General features: G+C 42.0%; 22 protein-coding genes. 7 read left to right on the forward strand and 15 right to left on the reverse strand.

The features are described 5' to 3' along the window. The first annotated feature begins 21 nt into the window (after positions 1 to 21). Both L7A31_RS06405 and L7A31_RS06410 read left to right on the forward strand, forming a co-directional pair. Positions 22 to 882 (forward strand): LysR family transcriptional regulator, encoded by an 861-nt coding sequence (locus L7A31_RS06405; RefSeq protein WP_237360664.1) that lies wholly within the window; start codon positions 22 to 24, stop codon positions 880 to 882. A 115-nt stretch (positions 883 to 997) separates the two neighbouring features. After that, entirely contained in the window at positions 998 to 1,387 is a 390-nt protein-coding gene (locus tag L7A31_RS06410; protein ID WP_237360665.1) for a response regulator, read from the forward strand. A gap of 394 nt (positions 1,388 to 1,781) precedes the next feature. On the opposite strand, the gene L7A31_RS06415 is transcribed toward L7A31_RS06410, so the two are convergent. From L7A31_RS06415 to L7A31_RS06460, 10 genes are all read right to left on the reverse strand, one after another. Beyond that, positions 1,782 to 2,366 (reverse strand): hypothetical protein, encoded by a 585-nt coding sequence (locus L7A31_RS06415; protein WP_237360666.1) that lies wholly within the window; start codon positions 2,364 to 2,366, stop codon positions 1,782 to 1,784. Positions 2,367 to 2,532: 166 nt separating this feature from the next. Beyond that, positions 2,533 to 3,105 (reverse strand): phosphatase PAP2 family protein, encoded by a 573-nt coding sequence (locus L7A31_RS06420; protein WP_237360667.1) that lies wholly within the window; start codon positions 3,103 to 3,105, stop codon positions 2,533 to 2,535. A gap of 155 nt (positions 3,106 to 3,260) precedes the next feature. Beyond that, complete coding sequence (locus L7A31_RS06425; protein ID WP_237360668.1) at positions 3,261 to 4,973, reverse strand: ABC transporter substrate-binding protein; 1,713 nt, start codon at positions 4,971 to 4,973, stop codon at positions 3,261 to 3,263. A gap of 367 nt (positions 4,974 to 5,340) precedes the next feature. Continuing rightward, a complete protein-coding gene (locus L7A31_RS06430) occupies positions 5,341 to 6,093 on the reverse strand; it encodes a substrate-binding periplasmic protein (RefSeq protein ID WP_237360669.1) in 753 nt (250 codons plus the stop codon). Between the two features lie 169 nt (positions 6,094 to 6,262). Then, the gene (locus L7A31_RS06435) at positions 6,263 to 7,690 is read right to left on the reverse strand and encodes a multicopper oxidase family protein (protein WP_237360670.1); all 1,428 of its coding nucleotides are present in this window, start codon (positions 7,688 to 7,690) and stop codon (positions 6,263 to 6,265) included. A 128-nt stretch (positions 7,691 to 7,818) separates the two neighbouring features. Further along, a complete protein-coding gene (locus tag L7A31_RS06440) occupies positions 7,819 to 8,901 on the reverse strand; it encodes an ABC transporter substrate-binding protein (protein WP_237360671.1) in 1,083 nt (360 codons plus the stop codon). Between the two features lie 162 nt (positions 8,902 to 9,063). Then, positions 9,064 to 9,471 carry a GFA family protein gene (locus L7A31_RS06445; protein ID WP_237360672.1) on the reverse strand — a complete coding sequence of 136 codons (408 nt, stop codon included), beginning with the start codon at positions 9,469 to 9,471 and terminating at the stop codon, positions 9,064 to 9,066. Between the two features lie 23 nt (positions 9,472 to 9,494). After that, on the reverse strand, positions 9,495 to 9,803 hold the full coding sequence (locus L7A31_RS06450; RefSeq protein WP_237360673.1) for a putative quinol monooxygenase: 309 nt from the start codon (positions 9,801 to 9,803) through the stop codon (positions 9,495 to 9,497). Between the two features lie 72 nt (positions 9,804 to 9,875). Next, entirely contained in the window at positions 9,876 to 10,877 is a 1,002-nt protein-coding gene (locus L7A31_RS06455; RefSeq protein WP_237360674.1) for a Gfo/Idh/MocA family protein, read from the reverse strand. Positions 10,878 to 10,970: 93 nt separating this feature from the next. Beyond that, positions 10,971 to 11,390, reverse strand: coding sequence for a BLUF domain-containing protein (locus tag L7A31_RS06460; protein ID WP_237360675.1), 420 nt, complete (start codon positions 11,388 to 11,390; stop codon positions 10,971 to 10,973). Between the two features lie 166 nt (positions 11,391 to 11,556). Here L7A31_RS06460 and L7A31_RS06465 point away from each other — a divergent pair, with 166 nt between their 5' ends. From L7A31_RS06465 to L7A31_RS06475, 3 genes are all read left to right on the forward strand, one after another. After that, the gene (locus L7A31_RS06465) at positions 11,557 to 11,934 is read left to right on the forward strand and encodes an ArsR/SmtB family transcription factor (protein ID WP_354003807.1); all 378 of its coding nucleotides are present in this window, start codon (positions 11,557 to 11,559) and stop codon (positions 11,932 to 11,934) included. Positions 11,935 to 12,030: 96 nt separating this feature from the next. Next, complete coding sequence (locus tag L7A31_RS06470) at positions 12,031 to 12,447, forward strand: YeeE/YedE family protein (RefSeq protein ID WP_237360676.1); 417 nt, start codon at positions 12,031 to 12,033, stop codon at positions 12,445 to 12,447. Positions 12,448 to 12,452: 5 nt separating this feature from the next. Further along, positions 12,453 to 12,887: a YeeE/YedE family protein gene (locus L7A31_RS06475; protein ID WP_237360677.1), complete on the forward strand. Its 435-nt coding sequence runs from the start codon at positions 12,453 to 12,455 to the stop codon at positions 12,885 to 12,887. A 390-nt stretch (positions 12,888 to 13,277) separates the two neighbouring features. Here L7A31_RS06475 and ctlX read toward each other — a convergent pair whose 3' ends face one another. Continuing rightward, positions 13,278 to 14,246 carry a citrulline utilization hydrolase CtlX gene (gene ctlX / locus L7A31_RS06480; RefSeq protein WP_237360769.1) on the reverse strand — a complete coding sequence of 323 codons (969 nt, stop codon included), beginning with the start codon at positions 14,244 to 14,246 and terminating at the stop codon, positions 13,278 to 13,280. Positions 14,247 to 14,531: 285 nt separating this feature from the next. Between ctlX and L7A31_RS06485 the strand changes: the two genes are divergently transcribed. Next, positions 14,532 to 16,385 (forward strand): ABC transporter ATP-binding protein, encoded by a 1,854-nt coding sequence (locus L7A31_RS06485; RefSeq protein WP_237360678.1) that lies wholly within the window; start codon positions 14,532 to 14,534, stop codon positions 16,383 to 16,385. A gap of 95 nt (positions 16,386 to 16,480) precedes the next feature. Here the strand turns inward: L7A31_RS06485 and L7A31_RS06490 are convergent, their stop codons facing one another. The 4 genes from L7A31_RS06490 to L7A31_RS06505 form a co-directional block, all read right to left on the reverse strand. Beyond that, positions 16,481 to 16,717, reverse strand: coding sequence for an EamA family transporter (locus L7A31_RS06490; RefSeq protein WP_435532884.1), 237 nt, complete (start codon positions 16,715 to 16,717; stop codon positions 16,481 to 16,483). A gap of 31 nt (positions 16,718 to 16,748) precedes the next feature. Next, positions 16,749 to 17,987 carry an IS256 family transposase gene (locus tag L7A31_RS06495; protein WP_237359438.1) on the reverse strand — a complete coding sequence of 413 codons (1,239 nt, stop codon included), beginning with the start codon at positions 17,985 to 17,987 and terminating at the stop codon, positions 16,749 to 16,751. Between the two features lie 96 nt (positions 17,988 to 18,083). After that, entirely contained in the window at positions 18,084 to 18,749 is a 666-nt protein-coding gene (locus L7A31_RS06500) for a DMT family transporter (protein WP_237360680.1), read from the reverse strand. Positions 18,750 to 18,872: 123 nt separating this feature from the next. Further along, on the reverse strand, positions 18,873 to 19,292 hold the full coding sequence (locus tag L7A31_RS06505) for a VOC family protein (protein ID WP_237360681.1): 420 nt from the start codon (positions 19,290 to 19,292) through the stop codon (positions 18,873 to 18,875). Between the two features lie 126 nt (positions 19,293 to 19,418). Between L7A31_RS06505 and soxR the strand changes: the two genes are divergently transcribed. Next, positions 19,419 to 19,850 (forward strand): redox-sensitive transcriptional activator SoxR, encoded by a 432-nt coding sequence (gene soxR / locus L7A31_RS06510; protein ID WP_237360770.1) that lies wholly within the window; start codon positions 19,419 to 19,421, stop codon positions 19,848 to 19,850. Positions 19,851 to 19,854 lie beyond the last annotated feature (4 nt).

Raw genomic sequence — 19,854 nt, forward strand, 5'->3', positions numbered from 1 at the left:
CTGTTTCCATAAAGGCAACACATGAAAATCGATGATTTAGTTATATTTGTTGAAGTCGCGAAAGCTCCTAGTTTACGAAGTGCTGCATGCAAGCTAAATGTACAACCCGGCACACTATCAAAAACGATTAAAAGAGTAGAGAGCTACTATCAACAAGAATTGTTTAGTCGATCCAGCAGTCACTGGAAGCTCACTTCTGCAGGTGAAACGCTTTTCCAGCGTGCTATCGAGCTTATTGCTATCAACGATAAAATTGAGCGAGAGCTAGGTAAACCTAGGCGGCCACATTTAAGAATTTGTGGCTCAGAAACCTTGTTGAGCTACTTTGTCCCACAGTTGGTGCAACGTATGGTTGATAAGGAACTTAACGCAACACTAGAAACCAAGACAGCTCAAGATTTAGAAGCACTTCGTAAACACGATGCCGATTTAGCGCTAGTTGCTCGGTTAAACGAGCAAACTCCTGTTGAAAGGCAAATCGCTGCTCAGCCAATTAAGCATGTCAACTTCGTAACTGTTGCCAATTCCCACCACCCACTTGCACAACTATGCGAAGAACCCATCAACATAAAAGATGTATTGAAATATCCCTTTATCGTCCCGTCATCTCCAATCTACGGCAGCATGGACGCTCACCGTAGCCTAGATGGATGGCATGACGAACATTTCAGTCGCTTAATTACAGCACGAGTAGACACCGCTTCAATGCTTATAGCCATGATCAAATCCAAACCACTTCTTGCTTACCTACCCGATTACATGGCGAAAGAACACAAACTTCATATCATCGACATTGTGGGTTGTCCGTATACTTGTAAACAAACAATATGGCTTTGCAGACACAAGCAAATTCATCACCACTGGATACATATATTCGATTAATTTAATTCGACAGATTTGCCTCAAAGATTTCGTTTTAAATATACCCATACAAATTTAGTGTCTTTTATATATTATGCTAAACTGGTTTCATATAAATAAAAATATAGGCAACGTCATGTTGAGTAAGATACTGATTATTGATGATTCAGAGCTTAGCTTGAGTGTCATGAAAGCTCTAATCCAAGAAAGCTATTTATCTGAAAGGGTTTCTCTGACTCTTTGCAAAAATACAGTTGATGCTAAAGAGTTCATTGAAAAACAAGATTTTGACTTAATTATTACCGATATTGTCATGCCAGAGATTAGTGGCTATGAATTAATTTCTCACATAAAAGAGCACTATCAAACACCAGTGTTAGCCATATCATCTGGCTATGGTAAAGATGATCCAGCACTGGTGCTCGAAACAGCTAAAGAGTTAGGGGCTGACAAAGTTTTGTTTAAGTTCCACTTGCAGCAAGAGTTGGTCAATACAGTAAGCCTATATGTACAGCAAGCGGCCTAACTTGCCCAAAGGAGGTTTGCAATGGATATACAAGAAGAAGGTGTTAAAGGAGACAGAAGCTCTCGTGTGCTGTTTTTTTGGTATTTGGTTTGTATCTTAGCTGTATTGGCGGTTGTTATAGTATCAAGACTCTAGTCGAGGATTTCTTAACTTCTTCATTCACATAGCTAACTTGAGCCATGAGTATTACCTTTAGAATCCACTGATTATTAGATGCACCAATAAAGCTAATAAAGCCGATAAAAACCGGAGTATTGTTGTATATATGCGGTCATATGACCTTATTGTCTGCACTATAAGAGCCTATACCTGATCACTCCCTAGATAAAATGGTACTAAATAAGGGGTTCGTGCAATAAAACAATCGATAACCCCAAAGGTATAGGCTTTTGTATTAGCCACAGCTAGCTAACTTACCAATAGAAACGTTATCCGTTAACTTGCCTTGTTGTGTGTACTTCCCGTCATAAAAGCACTGTGTTGGCCACCCTTTCTTCCCCTGATGAAGCTGCGCGACATTAGCGACACCGCAAGCTGTATAGCCATTGAAAGGAACGACATAGTTAGTCGGATTGTTAGAGCTAAGCTTAACAGCAAGTTGATTAAAACCTTCTTGACCATCACAGGCACCAGCACCATGAACTTTAAACCACACCAAAGAATCGAGTATCTGCGTTTGGTTATGAATAGGGTATAAATCAAATCGACCTTGTTCAGCTGGATTCGAGTCGACCTTCTTCTCCAGCTTTGAATGGCGAGTGCTTTTTGTCTCTATGGGTAAAACTGAAACAGGCAAGCGAGTAATTGAGCATGCTGAGTTAGAGCGATTCAGAATGCCGTAGTAGTCATTGGTTTGAGACATACCTGGTGTCTCTATGGCCAAATGGCGTATCTGTATTTGGTCTGGCTTGCACTCAGGTAAAGGCTTAGCTTGAGCGACAAAGGGAATTGAAAAAGCGAGCAGTGCTAGGTATCTCATTATGATTCCGTAATATTCGATATGAGATAACAGACTATCACCGCTACGGTGAACTATAAATTAACGGCGCCTATCAGCTTTGAAAACTAGAAGACGCTATCAGCGAATAGTCACGGTTTACTCGCTGATAGTAATTAGCAGTGGGTTCAATCTAACTACAAACCAATTACCAATTCATCGCAACCATCACACCAGCTTCACTACGACTCGCCCATGGGATGATTTGTAGCTGATTCTGTGAAGGCGTGGTAAATGCCCAAGCTGCTAGTGAACCAACTGCGGCGCCCAATAGCGCGTCTTCCCAGTAGTGCCTATCTGCTTTGACACGACCGACACCTGTTAGAGCTGCAACACTGTATGCAGGGATCGCAACTTGCCAGCCATAGCGAATGCTCATTGTTGTCGCTGCGGAAAACGCAGTTGAAGTATGATTGGAAATAAAGCTTTTCTGATCCGAGCCATCTGGTCGGGTTTTATTGACCACCGATTTACCTAACAACGCAACACCGGAAGCCGTGACAATACTGGCACTGGCTTGCTGAAGGCCAAGCCAATCACCGTTAAATGTTGGTAACGCGAGTGCAGCGACAACCAAACCTGTCGAACCCACATCACTGACCGTTCCCCAATCATCAGTACTAGTTGCATGCGCTGGTATCGAAACCAAAAACATAAACGCTAAGCTGAACCTCGACAGGCATTTTCGCCCATACACCTTAAAATATGTCCCTATATACATCTTGCTCTCTCAACTACAAAATAAGAAAAGTTTTAGTTGCCTAAATTCCAGATATCCTGCACGAATATTGGGACACAACCCTTATTGCCGTTTTAGTAAGTTACTGACTAAATATCAATTTTCATCATGAAAAGTGAGAGTTGCTCAGTTAGAAACTAAGGTAAAGTTGAGCTAGATCTGATTGTTACGGTATTAAAATCTATCCAGCCATTCGCTAACATCTGACTAGAACTAATAGACTCGGCAAAGCTTAAATTTTGCTTTATATGAAAGATCGGTTGATAAACATACTGCTCAATAAGTGATTGTTCAAGCTCTTCAAAAGCGCAAAGCTTTTCTTTTAACGTCGCTAGGTTCAATACATTTTTTGTCTGCTGCCAAATCAAATTTCGATGCCTATTTGTCATGCAGTTTTCCAAGGAATTATTTGCAAATAACCACTCCATCCAAGCCATTTCCAAGTCTTCGTTGAACACCTCCCCAGAGATGACAATATCTGCGTTGGCTATCGTTTCTGGACGATTAAAAACTGGGAATTCTACAACCTCCAGTTCGCTGTTTATCCCATGTTGCTGTAATCCACTTTGCACATGCTCTGCAAAACATATGTTGTCCGAGAGTTGGTAAGTGACGATTTTTAGCGTCGTATTTAAAGGTGGTATTAGATTTTTTACCTCACTATGCCGATAAGCATCAACATCTGAGCACTCTCGTTTAAGCATACCGTTGGCTTGGCAAATACCAGAGTTGTCCAGCATAGCGGGCAACCCTAGGGAAGATATTAGCGTCATGATTGCTTTACTGTTTTCTCGAACTGCCAGCCAGCTGTTGTGCTTTTGGTTTAAAAGCAAATAAACCGAGCCTTTTTCCCATTGCTGACGCTGATGAAACATTTTATCCATATTAGCTGTCACTTCCCTTCCATGCACCACGTCACTGTTGAGCAAAAAGTCTTTCGCTTTGTCACCAATATTCCATATTTCGACGCCATCTACCCAAGGGCGCCAGCCATGATACGATTCGTAGACCTTCAAATATGTTCGCCACTCCGTCTGTTCCGCTAAGTAAAATGGCCCAGAGCCAAGCAATTTTTCATTTTCGTATTTGGTAATTCCCATAGGATCAAACGAAAGCAGCTTTTTTATAAACGATGATGAAAAACTACTGTAAAACGATATGCGGTACTCATCCTTCACTTCGATTTTTGAAATGCAACTGTAGAGCTTAGCGTTATGGTTCTTTGAGTTCATTAACCTTTCATAATGCACTTTAATATCAGCACTCGATATCCGTGAACCGTCGTGAAAAGTGATGCCTTTTCTTAAAGTCACATGTACACCCCCAGAACTCTCGCTCCAGTTTAGAGCTAAGTCACCTGTGTACATGGCTGTCTCACTGTCAAACCTAATCAACTTTGCATACAAATGGTTAGCAATGTGCTGTTCAGTTCGACGAGCAATGGAGATCGGGTCTAAACAATGTGTCCCTCTATAAAAGGGAACACGCAATATGTGTTTAGACAGAGGCTTTGCAGTTGGCACAGCTAGATAGTTCGCTAAAAATTGCTCCTGCTTACCTTTTTCAACCAGCTTCATAGCCAGCTCTATTTTGCCTTTCTGAAGGAGGTGCGTAGCTTCGGCATCGATTGTCTGCCTCACGTCTTTAAGCAAAGTAATTATCGGTAGGTTTCCTCGTCCAACGCTGGGTTGCCAATCAATAATGTTTTGCTCGGACAGTTTCTTAATCACAAGTTGAGCATTGCGCTTTGAGCAAGCTAGAGCATCTGTTATTGATTCTAGAGAGAGGTTTTGAGGGTGATTTACCGCTAGTGTATTCCTTAAATAAACCAATGCCATCCAATAACGCATAGAACTCCCCATTCACAATATTTGCTAGCTAACGTTCCTTTTTAACATATTGTATTGGTCCTAATAAATTCAATAACTAAAGCCGAGATAAAAGGTGAAATTGTCGGGTTACTATTTCTATTTTCTCTTCATGTTTATTGGTCAATAGTTTTCAAGGTCAGCAAACATTGGAGAAAACAATGAATCAGTACTTTGACTTTATACCAACACTACATAGCAGAACCTTCCAGGAAACAACGGCTTTATCTATTCCTAGAAAGAAGCGGAGGTTTTTACAGAGAATGAAATTTACGATACTTAGAATCGAGCGAAGCAAAAAGAGCCTTAAGCAGAATTCTGCTTAAGGCTCTCTGTAACAAGGCTTAACTTACTTATATTTAGAAAGGATTTTATCGTATTCACCTGATGCTTTGACCGCATCTAACGCTTTTTGCATAGAAGCCACAGTGGAGTCATCGACATCTTTGCTGAGCGCATAATAAAGCTGCCCCTCGTTCAATACATAATAAGATTTAAATTGACTGGTATCACCACCGTTTCTTTTAATCAACATGAACGCCGTGATTTCATCATACGCCCACAGCTGTAAGCGGCCCGATATCAATTTCTTGGCAATCTGGTCAGGCTTGGTCAACTGGTCAATTTGCTTCTCTGGGACACCAGCGTCTCTAAGAAGTTGCTCACCATAATCTTCGTTGACCACACCAATTTTGTAGTTTTTCATCTGATCAGCACTATTTATTTCGATTCCAGCATCTTTTTTACCGATGAGAGTGACGCGCAGCGATGCGATTGGGCCAGCCCATTTAAATAGGTCTTCACGTTTAGCCGCTCTGGTTGTAGAAAATAGCACCTTGTTCGGGCCTTTAAGCGTCATATCATACGCCCTCGCCCATGAGTACACCCTCACATCTCCTTTTGTAAGAGGAACATTGGCTTGCTTAGCCATTGCCATCAGCAAATCCACGGCAATACCACCAGCCTGATTACCTTCTTTAAAGTTGTACGGTGGAAACTCTTCGGTTAAATAGTCAAGTTTGGAAAAATCGCTCGCCTGAGAAACTCCCATCATCCCAAAGCAAAAACCAATGATTAAAGATAGTTTTGATATCCATTTCATAGCTGAATCCTGATATTTATTGAGTAGTTATTCAAATAAACAGTAGGTGTTGAACAAACTATGTACAAGAACGTTATTGCTTGCTGTCTCAGCTTCAAGACGAAATGATGTATAGAGTATGAGAATTGGGCGACATACAGTCGCCCGATTACCGTCTCTTTGATTAGGATTACGCTTGTGGTGCGGTTGCTGTTTGGTGAGTAAGATTTAGGTAATATTGTGGTGCTGGATAATTACGATAGCGTACCGTAGTCATCATTCCAGCTTCTGCATGCCATAAAATATGGCAGTGGAAAGCCCAAATTCCCGGATTTTTAGCATCAAAGGCAATAGTTATTTTTGAGTGAGGTAACACATTCACCGTATCCCGCATTGGCCCATCAGTCGCCTTACCGTTTACAGAAACAATTTGGAAATCAGTGCCGTGCAAGTGCATTGGGTGTGGCATCATCGACTCATTGTTTAACGTCACTTCCACTCTATCGTCCTTACTCACCCACAAAGGTGAAGTGTTCGGCCACGTTTTTCCATTTATATCCCACGCATATTTCGTCATATCACCGGTTAGGTTTAGCGTGTAGTGCTCGTCAACTTTTCTCTTCGCTAAAGGCTTTGATGCATGCAGGGACATCAACTGCTTATAGTTATACTCTGGGTATTGTTTGTTCACTTTCTCAGAGATGTTGGGGATCTTCGCACCTTCAGTCGCAAAGATAATACCAGAACGCAAATTGGTGCCTTCGCCTTCTGCTAGAATAGGAAATGCTCCTTTGTGCGGGATAGTAAATTCGACATCACTACGCTGAGCAATAGCAACTTGATAGTTATTACCTTTGATTGGCTTAACATTCTGGCCATCAACTGCAACAAGTTGGTTTTTCAGCTGCCCTATATTTAAGTAGAGATTGGTATCAGTAGCGCCGTTAATAAATCTTAAGCGAATCTTCTCTCCCACTTTCACTCGAATCACTTCAGGCTGTTTGAGAGTATGGCGATTGGCAAGCAAAACATCTGGTGGAACGTCATTTATCTCGTTGCCATTAATTTTAAGTGTCGATTCATTTGGTTTGGTTAACGCATTCCAGATTTGATCCGGTGCGTTATAGTTGAAATCTTGCACCATCATAGTGACGTTCTTAACACCCTTCTGAGGACCTGACTTCGGATAAATAATGAATGGCGCTCCCATTAACCTTGCTTCCTCAAGCCCTACGTGGGAGTGCATCCAGTAAGTGCCCGTTTGGTTAAGTTTAAACTGATAGTGCTGCTGGCCATTAGGTGGAATAGGCAACTGAGTTACGTACGGCACACCGTCTTCTTTGTTCGGTTCAACGAGGCCATGCCAGTGCAGTGTAATCGGCTTATTGGTGTCATTTTTTACAATAGCATTAAAATCTTCACCTTCTCGGCCTACGAAGCCGTTACTGCCATCGCTATTGGTTATCTGATACACCGTTTCATTGTGTCCATCAATCTTGAGTTGGGTATTATGAACGGTGAGGGTAATAGGTTTTTGAGCTGCATAACTTGCTACTGAGTAAAGTGGCAGCGCAGCTAAGCTGGTAAGAGCTAGTGTTTTGAAGGTGCTGACATTCATGTTTGTTTCTCTTTTTATGTGATTAGATTTATAGCGTAATCCTTACCCTTACCGGAAGGTCAACCATAAATGGAAAAGTTTTCAACATGAAATTCTGCAAGAGATGAATATACAAAAATGAAAGTAACTTACTGATTTAAATTATCAAATGAAGAGTCATACTGTTTAATATCGGGATTAAATGCCTTTGAAAAACGAGTAAAATCGACTTTTTCCCAATCTTGGTTAGTAATAAAATCGTAATGCTGAGCAATATTCTCGCGAGACAATAAATGCATCTCAGAATAGATTGTTGAAGGGTACTCAGATATAAAGTCTATGCCGTGATAGTGGTCATAAAGCAATACCATAGTAAAACCTAACTCAGCAAAATGTCCGCCGACTGAAGCCTCCAACAGACCACTGCGCACAGCATTGATACCATCTTTTGTCCAATCAATCCCACCAGTAATTACCTTGTCGCTACTGCCTACCCTATCAATCGTGTTTTTTACATTGATTGACATGTGATCGCTAGCAGCCCAGATTATCGATACGTTTGGATATCGTTTGATCAACTCTGCAGCTTGCTTTCCCGCCTTATCACCACTCCAATCAGCAAAGACAATTTGATGCAGCAGGACATTCTGCTCTCGCGCAGCTTGCTTCAAACCTTCATTTCTAGCCAACGCTTCAGGTCCATCACGCCGCCCAGAAATGCCAACAATTTCAATTGTGTCACTTAATGATTTATCCCTCGCAGACTTTATCAATTGCTTACCCAACAAGTAACCTGCAAAATGCTCACTAGGCGCCATGTGACCAATAAAAAACTTATAGTTTTCTCTGATATTACCGATGGTTGCTTTGTCTTCTTTCGGTATGCCTGCATTGACCATAAAGATTGGAATTTGGCATTCCTCTGCAATAAATAAAATATCCTCTGCGATTGCCCTATGAAAAACTGCCACTAAATAGTCGGGTTTATCGATAGATGCACACGCTTGCCGCACATTTTTTAAATACGCATATCGATTGGTCGCTGAATAGACGATGTCCAAATCTATATTCAGATCTTTAGCGCTGGCTCGTGCGAAATTATGCGTGATTCCCCAAAAATCTTGATCATCAGGGTTTGGAGAAATAAAGGTAATATGAATGGTCCCGGGATGAGCAAAGCAAGTACCGATAGAAACAAGCAATAACGTAATAACTCTAAACAACGCGTTCATACTGACCAGAAAATTTTAGTTAACGTTATCTAAAAGTATATTCAAAGACTCCAAAAGGATCGTATTTCGAAGGAATACGGAGGGTAAATGTAGCAAATTAAATACTTATAAATGTCGGTCCCTGACATGTAGTATCCATTATCTATTTCTTTTCAATACGCTTTATGGCTGCTTATCGAACGCCTGTACACCTTCTGGAATATCGTACCAATCTTGCTTTTCACTCACCCAAACATGGACTGTGGGCTTAAGAATACTAGTATCATTTAGGTTCGCAGGTTTAAGCTTAATCATGTTTGGCTGGTTAGGATCGAAGTGATACATGCGATTGCCACAAGTCGGACAAAACTTCGCTCCATTGATGTTACCGCTGTCCGCCACGCGGCTCCATTCAGACATCTCACCATTGAACTTCACACTGTCCGTATCAACGACTGCGGTTATGCTAAATGCACTTGTTGACAGCTTTTGGCACTCTTTACAATGGCAAGCGACGACCATTTTAGGCGGCTGCAAGAGCTCATAAGTGACATTACCGCACTGACAAGATCCTTTAATTGGATAATTCATTTTTGTTCTCCTTATCGGTACTCTCAGATCTGGTTATATAAAATAGGCTCAGCACTTTCGTAGAAGTTAAGTAACTTTTCTGGCAATAACTCTCCTTCCTTTTCTGGCCCGAGTAAGTCTTTTAGCTTTTCGATATGGGCGTCGAGAGTCTCTTGGCTCTCCCATTGCTCATAAATGACAAATTCTTCAGGCTTATCTTGTCGTTGATTGAAAGAATAACTGATACAGCCTTTTCTTCGCCCTAAAGTATCAGCAGTTAGCTTTTTCGCTACCTCTATAAATTCACTCAACAAGTGCGGCTTTATCTTCGCGTGGATAATAACTGTAAGCATAATCAATCTCCTATGAGCTACTCGGGTCTAGCAATATTCTAAACCTTCAAGTTGATTAATAAAAACAACGATTTATTTGGAATTCAACAAACAGTCAAAACCACTTCTTAGCAAAGCGTTTTCCATAAGCGAAATGACTTTTCTACTGGTTTGGTGTGGGAAGATAGTTGAGCCGTTGGTATTGCTCTGCACCAACGATGTGAGGTGATCAATCTCATACTCAAATCCACCACCGCCTTCAGCTGTGGTCAGTCTTGTATGCTCACCTCTGAAATTAATATCGATAGTTTTCGGGTTCCACCATTTATCATGAATAACAATTTCAACATCAGGGCCAGTGATGATGGCTTCCCGCTTCAGGTTTCGAGTGATAGATGCGCCTATTCTGCCCGTTACTTGACCTTTAAAAGCAAAATCAATATTTTCGTCGACTTCACTTCTATCATTGTCTTTAACAATCGCTATTTCAGGGGTAGCTATCGAAGCTTGCAGCAAATAACACAAGTCAGCATAGAGCCACAAACCATATACACCAACGTCCAATGTCGCGCCACCTGCCAATCTAGGGTTAAACAAGTGCCAGGCAGGATCAAAATCATGCTCTGTACCAAACGAGGCTTCAATGTTGCTGATAACAATGTTGTTGTCAGTGATAAATTGCTTCATTGACCTGTAGGCTGGAAAAGCGACCGTTTTCATGGCTTCTGCAAGGATTAAACCTTTCCTTTTCGCTAAATTCGCCATCTCATCCCAGTCTTTCAAATTAGTAAAAGCAGGCTTTTCAACCAGTACATGTTTTCCGTGGTTTAGAAAGAGCTCGACTAAGTGTTTGTGGAAGGGGTGGATAGTTGCGACATATACAACATCCACGTTAGGATCGGTTGCTAACTCGATATATGAGCCAAAATAGGTTTGACACTGATATTGCTTTGCGAAAATCTTAGCTCGCTGTATGTCACGAGCAGCAACAGCATAGAGCTCAGCTTCAGTCACTTGTGCGACTAAGTCTTTAACAAAACGGTGAGCAATATTGCCAAGACCAGCGATTCCCCAAAGTACTTTACTATTCGCCAAAATACATTCCTTCGATGTGTAATAGTTCAGGCGCTAACTATTACACACCTTAGGAAATGAACAAAGGCTATGAAGCAACGGACAAGCTGAAAGCTATACAACGTTAACTGTTTTACTCAGGTGCTTGAGCAACAAAAACGCACTTTCGCCAGAAACTTTATAAGGGTCAAACTCTGAACTTACGGAATACATTTTGTTGGTCGCTTCATTAATACTAGTATCGCCGACATAACCCATACTCCAATCAACAAAGTCTCGCTGGCTGATTTCCCGGTACTCCAGCATGATAATATTGTCGTGACGCTTGTCGTTGAGGATTTTATGATATATCTCGTTTACCTTTGCTCGAGAGCCTTCAAGACACTGTAGAAAATACTTGCGGTTAAAGCATAGTATCCCTGTAATATCACGAGATAAGTTATTTCTTTTAGCTGAGTCAATAATTTGTGCAATATCATCTTCGGTAAACCCATTGCTTATCGAGCTTACGTATATGAGTTGAACAAGTAACATAGTTACAATTCCTTTGCTGACGTTGTGTTTAAAGTTTATGCACAATTTTGAATATTGGGATAAATTAATGTGTGGCGAGTATCTTTTTTTCTGGGTTGAGATACCAGCTAACGTTTTTCAAGCGAGACAATCTACCATTTACAGCAGACTGCCTCATTTGAGAAGCATGAATTGCCCACCTTCAGCCCTGCATCTTCACTGTGTTTCGGTATATAATGCCAATACCGCTGATTTCGCCAGAATGCACATGCTAGATTACGCCCAACTACAAGATAATGCCGAACAAGCTGTTAGCCTTTTAAAGGCCGTTGGTAACAAACATCGTTTGATGATCCTTTGTATATTACAAGAAGGTGAGCTATCTGTTTCCGAGCTAAATCAACGTATTCCTATGCCTCAATCGACGCTATCTCAACACCTTTCCTCTCTGCGAAAAGATAAAATTGTATCCACTCGACGAGCAGCCCAAACCATTTACTATTCATTGAACAATGCCAATGTTGTAGAGCTTATCGCTCTTCTCCACAAGCTATACTGCAAATAAACTACATTTCAATTCGGTCATTTTTAGAGCCGTTTAGTTGCATTTATATCGTATATTGTTAATATACGATATAAAGAAATTAGTGGAGAGATAATTATGACTTCATTTACACCCGAACCTGCCCTAATCGGAGGCCTGTTGATAGGTGCTGCCGCTCTTTTATTGCTGGTATTTCATGGCAAAGTTCTCGGTATTTCAGGTATCGTTAGCAACAGCTTCACGGTGAACAAAGCAACATCTTGGCGCAGGTTCTTCTTAATTGGTCTCGCAATATCTCCTTTCTTTATAAGCGATGACATTGCTGCATTACCTACGCAAATTTCTATTTCTTGGCCTGAAATTGTTTTGGGCGGCTTCTTGGTTGGTTTTGGCACTAAGATGGGGTCTGGATGCACAAGTGGACATGGCGTATGCGGTATCGGGCGACTTTCAATACGCTCTATTGTCGCTACCTGCACCTTTGTTTTCACAGCTGTAGTGGTCGTCTTTTTTACTCGTCACATCAAAGGGTAAGCATTATGAACAACATTCTTTCATTGGTGATAGGTATTGTTTTTGGCGCTGGGCTCATCGTCTCTCAAATGGTCAACCCACAGAAGGTATTAAATTTCTTAGATGTATTTGGAACTTGGGATGCGAGCTTAATCTTAGTAATGCTAGGGGCTATTGCTGTCTACGCTGCTGGCTATTTCTTTTGGTTACCAAAAACCAATAGGCCAATACTTGCAGAAAAATTTGATTTGCCAACGAAGAAAGCCATAGATTCCCGACTTATATTGGGAGCCATTTTATTTGGTATTGGCTGGGGAGTAGCAGGTATTTGCCCCGGACCTGCTATTGCAAATATTACATCTGGTAACATAAAGATATTGGCGTTTCTTGCTATGATGCTCATTGGAATGAAGGCGGCTAAGTTACTAGAAAGACGAAAAATTGAGCGATATTCCAAATAAAACAATTCATCACAGTAAGTGTTAAAACTTTGTCATTAAAACTTAAGAAACTTGTGTCACATTGCTAACTGTGTTAAAAAAATTTCGTCAGGTTGGCTGACAGCTATAGAAAAACACTTCAAACAATCCGAAAAGGAGATAAAGTGATGGAACTATACTGCCCGAATTGCAAAACTGAACTTATAGAAAGAAGCAAAAATTACATCTGCCCTAGGCATCAAATTGGCGAATGCACCTATGAACCATGCCATCTGGATGAGGGTCACCAAAGCAAGCACTACAAGTCCAAAAAAGTGGAACTTGAAACAGTAGCAGCTTAACGCTTCTCAGTTAGCAAAAAAAGCTCGAGTTTTTGTAAAACTCGAGCTTTTTTGTCATTTGTCCGATTGATTATTTCTTTGGCAAGAATACTTCACCAAGCATACACCTCACGCTGCCACCACCAATTTGCTCTATCGTTGAAACGTCGAATGGAAGCAGTTTTCCGTGACTTGATAATTGGTTGATTTGAGCAGGAGTAAAGGCATCGTACGCCGATTTAGACATAGCAATCACCTTTTGCCCAGATGCTGTTTCTAACTGGAGTAAGTTTCCGCAGAAGTGATTCATCTGATCGACGGAAATAGAAATGATCTGTTTGTCTTTGGATAGCGACTTAAGAACAAATCTTCTCTCTTCTTCAACAATCACTTCATCGCATATCACACAAAAACTCTCACCTACTGCCATCATTACGTTAGTGTGATAGATAGGAGAATTGCTTCCAGGCAAGGCCGTCGAGAATGAGACAACGCGATCATAACCCACGCGCTGTGCATAGTTGTTTAAGACTTGCTTATTACACCTTTGCGAAAGCGCCGCGTAAATAGTGTGGTTGAGGTGATCAAATACCATCACTCCTGTGCTTTCCAAATAGGTATGATTTTCGACTAGATGTTCCAAAGAAACTTGCTTATTGACCGCTCTGCCAGACTCTTGTAGCTGTTTAATTAAGGCTTCCGGTCTGACTTCACATTGACGATTGCGACACGCCATTGGAAACGTATATAAAGAACCATCGGGTGTCGTACTAAACCAGTTGTTTGGGAAAACAGCATCAGGCGTTTCTGTGCCTGACAAAGGATAGTCGAACTCAACAACTTGTACACCTTCTGATCGTAAACGCTCAACCATAGCATCGAACTCAGACATCGCTTGTTTTGTTACTTGATCATTAGTCAGGTCCAATTGATGCTGGAATTCATTGTCACCCGCAGTTTCAGCGTTAAATTTAAATTCTTTTGGTGGCACCATAACGACGCAGTTAGCGTTTTGGACGCTCGACGTACGGTGATGTGAGATCTTTGAATCTTTGAGCATGACGACAACTCGCTTGTAAAACATAGAGGTTGATTGTAAATATATTGTTAACGCATTTCTTACTGAATTTGTACGAGAGAAGTAACAGAAATATATTTTATTACTGAAAAATCCAACATTAACCAAAAAAATCACTGCACGTTATATAAAGGGGAACAAAAAACGCTTTCAATAGATATTGCTGATAAATCCAGCAGTGACATAAAGCAACATTTGGGTATACCATACATACCTGTTACTTTTCACTGACTCTTATTCTCTCCAAGTACATAATTTAGGATTCTTATGTTCAAGAAGTTTGAAGGTTTTACGAAACCTTTCCCTGAAGAAGAGCCCGCGCAACCACCCAAAGGGGTGTTTGCGTTTTGCCGCTATTACACAAGAGGCTTCGAGCTTCCTCTCATCATCATGTCTATCATGTCGACAATTGTTGCTATCGTCGAAGTATCGCTGTTTGGCGCGATGGGTAAACTGGTGGATTGGCTATCAAAAAGTAATCCAGAAACCTTTTTCCATGACAATAGCGGCATGTTGATCGGATACAGCATTTTGCTACTTGTCGTGATGCCGATACTCGTTGTTGGTTATTCACTCCTTATCCATCAGACATTGCTTGGCAACTATCCAATGTCGATCCGTTGGCTGGCTCATCGATATTTGTTAAAGCAAAGCGTTAATTTCTATTCAAACGACTTTGCCGGGCGAGTAGCAACCAAAGTCATGCAGACTTCGTTAGCCGTACGCGAAACCGTGATGAAAACAATGGACGTATTTGTCTATGTGTCTGTCTACTTCACCTCGATCGTTGTTTTGCTCGCACAAGCAGACTGGCGGTTAATGATTCCGATGCTCGTTTGGTTGTGTTGCTATGTGGGCATACAGATTTACTTTGTACCTAAACTCAAACGTGTAGCCTCTGATCAAGCTGATGCTCGCTCAACGATGACAGGGCGCATCGTTGACAGCTACACCAATATAACGACCGTAAAACTGTTTTCTCATAGCAAACGAGAAACTGCATATGCTGAAAAAGGAATGAAAGGGTTCTTAGGTACGGTATATCGTCAAATGCGCTTAGTAACGGGCTTTGACGTTGCAGTGGAGATCACCAACTACTTTTTAGTTTTCTCCATAGCGGCTCTGTCTATCTATTTATGGGCAAGCAGTGCCATTTCCATAGGTGCGATTGCAATTGCCATTAGCTTGGCTCTGCGTATTAATGGTATGTCGATGTGGATCATGTGGGAAGTCAGTGCCTTATTCGAAAACATGGGCACCGTTGTTGATGGTATGAAAACGCTATCTAAACCAATTGATATCGAAGACAAACCCAATGCCAAACCACTACAAGTGTCAAAAGGTGGAATCAACTTTGATAACGTAAGTTTTCACTATGGTGAAAATAAAGGTGTCATTAGCCACCTCAACCTCAATATTAAACCAGGGGAAAAAGTTGGCTTGGTCGGAAGATCAGGCGCGGGTAAGTCAACGCTGGTGAATTTGTTGCTTAGGTTTCACGACGTGGAAGGTGGAGAAATACGGATCGATGATCAAGTAATATCGGACGTAACTCAAGACTCGCTTCGCAGCAAAATTGGTATGGTAACCCAAGATACTTCACTACTGCATCGCTCTATTCGCGACAATATCCTTTATGGCAACCCTGACGCAACAGAGCAAGATTTGATTAACGCCACCAAGCAAGCCCATGCTCACGAGTTTATTGAATCGCTCACCGACCCATTTGGCAATATTGGCTATGACGCTCAAGTCGGAGAGCGCGGTGTGAAATTATCTGGTGGGCAACGCCAGCGTATCGCTATATCTCGCGTTCTTCTCAAAGATGCACCTTTACTGGTACTCGATGAAGCAACTTCCGCATTGGATTCCGAAGTTGAAGCTGCTATCCAAGAAAGCTTGAATGAGCTTATGCAAGGAAAAACCGTTATTGCAATTGCACACCGCTTATCCACCATTGCTGCAATGGACAGGTTAATCGTGTTAGACAAAGGGCAGATTGTCGAGCAAGGCACTCACCGTGAACTGGTTGAGAACAACGGTATTTACGCTCAATTGTGGACTCATCAAACTGGTGGGTTTATTGCGGAGGACGTTAACGACGTTGCCGTAAACGAGTGACAATAAAATACCAGCAATGATTAGCGGCCGAAGTAGCCAATCATTGCTGGTATATCTAATTATTTTATGTAGTTAAAGCCATGCTATTCCTTTTACTATATTCCAACCTCTACTGTTTTTTCCTCTCTTCGTTTGGTCTGATTGATTGCGACCGCAAACAATATCAGAACCAAAGCAACCCAAGTGTTCGCTCCAACATCTTCGCGAGTAAACGCCAGACCAATAAGCACACCAAACGTAGGAACTAAATAGTTAGTCAGCGAGGCAAACAGTGGCCCAGAAGTGTGTATAAGCATCATATACAGTAAGTAAACGACCCCTGCGCACATCACTCGAGCTATTGTCAAATGTGGTGTATGGAGATCATGCAGTAGCCTGTTGATGAGTCTCCATTTCTTTCACCCCATCGATGAAGCGAACATCTTTCACAACATCAGCCAGGAGTTTAAAACCTCGTAGACGACGCCACTTCGTCTCTGCACTGCGCATTAACTTGTAAGCCATCATCAACGTAGTCTTTCTGTTTCCACAGTTCTTCGTCTTGTTCGTGCGCAAGCGTACTGTGGCGAACATTGATTCTATCGGGTTCGTCGTCCTGATATGAACCCAGTGCTCTGCTGGGTAATCGTAGAACGCTAACATTTCAGCTTTGTCTTTCACCAAGCAGTCCGTTGCTTTTGGGTACTTGGCTTCGAAGCGCTTCTGGAAGGTTGAGAAGGCATGATAAGCCTCATTCCTGGTCTCTGCCATCCAGATATCTTGCAGTGCTTCCTTCATCCTAGGCTGAACACTTTTGGGCACCTTGTTAAGCACATTCGCTGTCTTATGTACCCAGCAACGCTGCTGACCCGTTTGAGGCCAGCACTTAGCAACCGCTTTCCAGAAACCAAGTGCGCCATCTCCGATGGCTAGCTTTGGTGCTAACTGTAATCCCTGTGCTCGTAACTGCTCAATGAGTTCCGTCCAACTTGCTTCTGACTCTCGATGACCATCCAGAACGCCAAGGACTTCTTTGCGCCCAGTGTCATCGACGCCAATAATGACGAGCAAACAGAGCTTGTCGTCCATTCTGACGTGACAGTAAATACCGTCAGCCCAGACGTAGACATAGCGACGCTTACCGAGGTCTCGTTTGCGCCACTGCTCGTATTCTTCATGCCATTGCTCCTTGAGGCGACAGATACTGTTGGCTGAGAGTCCTTTTGCATCCTTACCGAGCAGCGACTCAAGAGCGGGTAGCATATCGCCCGTCGATATCCCCTTGAGATAGAGCAGTGGGAGCAGTGTTGCTATGTTTTTAGTTCGCTTGAGATACGGTGGTATCAAGCTGCTATTAAATTTAACACCATTCCCTGAGCGATCTCGTACCTTAGGAATTTGCACTTCCACATCGCCGACACCTGTTTGTAAGGTTCTCTCAGGTAAGAAACCATTGCGAACTATGGCTTGTTTGCCGTCAACCATCGTATTCTGATATTGAGTAAGCAGCTGCTGAAGCTCCGCTTCAACAGCTTGTGAAATTAAGTCTCTTGCACCTTGGCGTATCAATTCAGTGAGCGGGTCTTGTGGTGTATTCAGTGAAACAACAGTATTATCAGTCATGCGGTGTACCTTTCTGTTAATCGTTCTGGTGAGAACTACATCAACAGATTACACCGCAACTTCTTTTCTCTTCCATACACCAGAAACCAGCATAGCTCACATCACTCCAAGATACAGAATAGACAACGCTGACGAAGCGGTTATCGTTGTTGGCAGTGGTTCTTTAAATATCAAGCAAATCACAAGCAACTGAATACTTGCAGCTGCAAGAATGTTTCGCGCAACAATGAGTGGGTGCTCTTTATCGAGATTTGAGAGTAGCAACAATGCAGCGGCAAACGATGAAGACGCACCAAGTATCGACAATGCTCCAGTGAAGTTAGAGATTCCGCCACTACTTTTAATCTGCGGCAGAAATAGAACCACTAGCCCTACAAACCCAACCAAGATACTTGAGACATTCTGCATTGTAATTCGAGATTTATTGCCAATTAATGGCATCAGCAAAATAACAAAAAAAGGAATTGTGCCCATCAGAACAGACGTTTCAGAAGTGGACACAAATTGTTGGCCCCAAGGAACAAGCGTAAAAGGCACCGCTGCCTCTAGCAGCCCTATCAACATGTATAATCTCAACGGATATTGAGCCTTAGATTGAATATTGAGCAGCCTGCACAATAAGTACAATGTTATAAACCCAGCTATAGCTCTTCCGACACCAACTAATGGAGGAACAAATGAGGCCAGTGCTGCTTGCTGAAAAATAAACTGAGATCCCCAAATTAAACCAACCAAAAGCAGCATTACGTACTTACGTGCCATTTAATTTTTCCTTAACTAACGTGATGTTTCATTTTTAATAAAACAGTGCCCCGTTAAGCATACGTAAATGGGGCACTGCTTATTTCTATTCGTGTATATATTTATCGACTATATTTCATTTGATTAGCTCGATAGATTACGTAGCTTAGGATCATCGCTAAGGTACTCAACAAACTCCACTTCAAATCCAGCAGGGTCAAAAAAGTAGACATTTTTCCGGTAAGGCTCTTTTGCTCCGGGTTTAGCAATTGAAAAGCCAGCTTGCTCTAGTCTTTCTATTACGGCATCTACATTGTTGGTTACATAAGCGAAATGAGCCAAGCCGACTTGATGACCTGCAAGATCTCGGTTTTCACCCTCGCCATGATCGCTGAGCGCAATATACTGGTATTCGTCACCAAAATGTAGCCAATTTCTAGGCTTTCCTGACCACTCTCCCTGCCCTTCATCTCGCACATGCCAATGAGGAAAAGCGGCTTGATAAAATTTCAACATTTCTGGGATATCTTTCACAACTAAATTTACATGCTCAAGCTGAATCATAACGTTCTCCTTAGTGATATCTCGTAACCAACATTGACTATGCTAATACCTCAACTTAAGTTGAGGTAAAGAGGTTTTTTCAATAAAATTAAAAAAGTTTTTAGGAGAAGCATTGTGAAGAATGAAATTGCATGGACAGTTGGTGAAGTCGCAAAGCGCTGCGGAATTAAGGTAAGCACTTTGCACTTTTATGAAAAGAAGGGGTTAATCCACAGCACCCGAAACGCTGGTAATCAAAGGCGCTATCACAAAGAGGTACTCCGGCGAGTATCCGTCATCAAAGCTGCGCAAAAGATGGGAATAACGTTAGAGGAAATCAAGCAAGCCTTTGCTTCACTCCCCGATAACCGCACGCCTTCAGCGGAAGATTGGGAAGCACTCGCCACACAGTGGCGGCAGGACCTAGACCAACGTATAGCCTATATGGAACGCCTGAGAGATCGCCTCACTGGCTGCATAGGCTGCGGCTGTCTATCAATGAAAAGCTGTCCTATGTACAACGAAGACGATCAATTGGCAAATGAAGGGCCGGGACCAGTGTTGTTAGAAAGAAACTAATGTA

The organism is Vibrio marisflavi CECT 7928 (genome assembly GCF_921294215.1).
Taxonomy (GTDB): Bacteria; Pseudomonadota; Gammaproteobacteria; order Enterobacterales; family Vibrionaceae; genus Vibrio; species Vibrio marisflavi.

What these genes read in the sequence shown, in the direction of transcription:
- L7A31_RS06405 (WP_237360664.1), top strand. Translation starts at nt 22, where the DNA reads ATGAAAATCGATGATTTAGTTATATTTGTTGAAGTCGCGAAAGCTCCT.
- L7A31_RS06410 (WP_237360665.1), top strand. Translation starts at nt 998, where the DNA reads ATGTTGAGTAAGATACTGATTATTGATGATTCAGAGCTTAGCTTGAGT.
- L7A31_RS06415 (WP_237360666.1), bottom strand. Translation starts at nt 2,366, where the DNA reads ATGAGATACCTAGCACTGCTCGCTTTTTCAATTCCCTTTGTCGCTCAA.
- L7A31_RS06420 (WP_237360667.1), bottom strand. Translation starts at nt 3,105, where the DNA reads ATGTATATAGGGACATATTTTAAGGTGTATGGGCGAAAATGCCTGTCG.
- L7A31_RS06425 (WP_237360668.1), bottom strand. Translation starts at nt 4,973, where the DNA reads ATGCGTTATTGGATGGCATTGGTTTATTTAAGGAATACACTAGCGGTA.
- L7A31_RS06430 (WP_237360669.1), bottom strand. Translation starts at nt 6,093, where the DNA reads ATGAAATGGATATCAAAACTATCTTTAATCATTGGTTTTTGCTTTGGG.
- L7A31_RS06435 (WP_237360670.1), bottom strand. Translation starts at nt 7,690, where the DNA reads ATGAATGTCAGCACCTTCAAAACACTAGCTCTTACCAGCTTAGCTGCG.
- L7A31_RS06440 (WP_237360671.1), bottom strand. Translation starts at nt 8,901, where the DNA reads ATGAACGCGTTGTTTAGAGTTATTACGTTATTGCTTGTTTCTATCGGT.
- L7A31_RS06445 (WP_237360672.1), bottom strand. Translation starts at nt 9,471, where the DNA reads ATGAATTATCCAATTAAAGGATCTTGTCAGTGCGGTAATGTCACTTAT.
- L7A31_RS06450 (WP_237360673.1), bottom strand. Translation starts at nt 9,803, where the DNA reads ATGCTTACAGTTATTATCCACGCGAAGATAAAGCCGCACTTGTTGAGT.
- L7A31_RS06460 (WP_237360675.1), bottom strand. Translation starts at nt 11,390, where the DNA reads ATGTTACTTGTTCAACTCATATACGTAAGCTCGATAAGCAATGGGTTT.
- L7A31_RS06465 (WP_354003807.1), top strand. Translation starts at nt 11,557, where the DNA reads ATGAATTGCCCACCTTCAGCCCTGCATCTTCACTGTGTTTCGGTATAT.
- L7A31_RS06470 (WP_237360676.1), top strand. Translation starts at nt 12,031, where the DNA reads ATGACTTCATTTACACCCGAACCTGCCCTAATCGGAGGCCTGTTGATA.
- L7A31_RS06475 (WP_237360677.1), top strand. Translation starts at nt 12,453, where the DNA reads ATGAACAACATTCTTTCATTGGTGATAGGTATTGTTTTTGGCGCTGGG.
- ctlX (WP_237360769.1), bottom strand. Translation starts at nt 14,246, where the DNA reads ATGCTCAAAGATTCAAAGATCTCACATCACCGTACGTCGAGCGTCCAA.
- L7A31_RS06485 (WP_237360678.1), top strand. Translation starts at nt 14,532, where the DNA reads ATGTTCAAGAAGTTTGAAGGTTTTACGAAACCTTTCCCTGAAGAAGAG.
- L7A31_RS06495 (WP_237359438.1), bottom strand. Translation starts at nt 17,987, where the DNA reads ATGACTGATAATACTGTTGTTTCACTGAATACACCACAAGACCCGCTC.
- L7A31_RS06500 (WP_237360680.1), bottom strand. Translation starts at nt 18,749, where the DNA reads ATGGCACGTAAGTACGTAATGCTGCTTTTGGTTGGTTTAATTTGGGGA.
- L7A31_RS06505 (WP_237360681.1), bottom strand. Translation starts at nt 19,292, where the DNA reads ATGATTCAGCTTGAGCATGTAAATTTAGTTGTGAAAGATATCCCAGAA.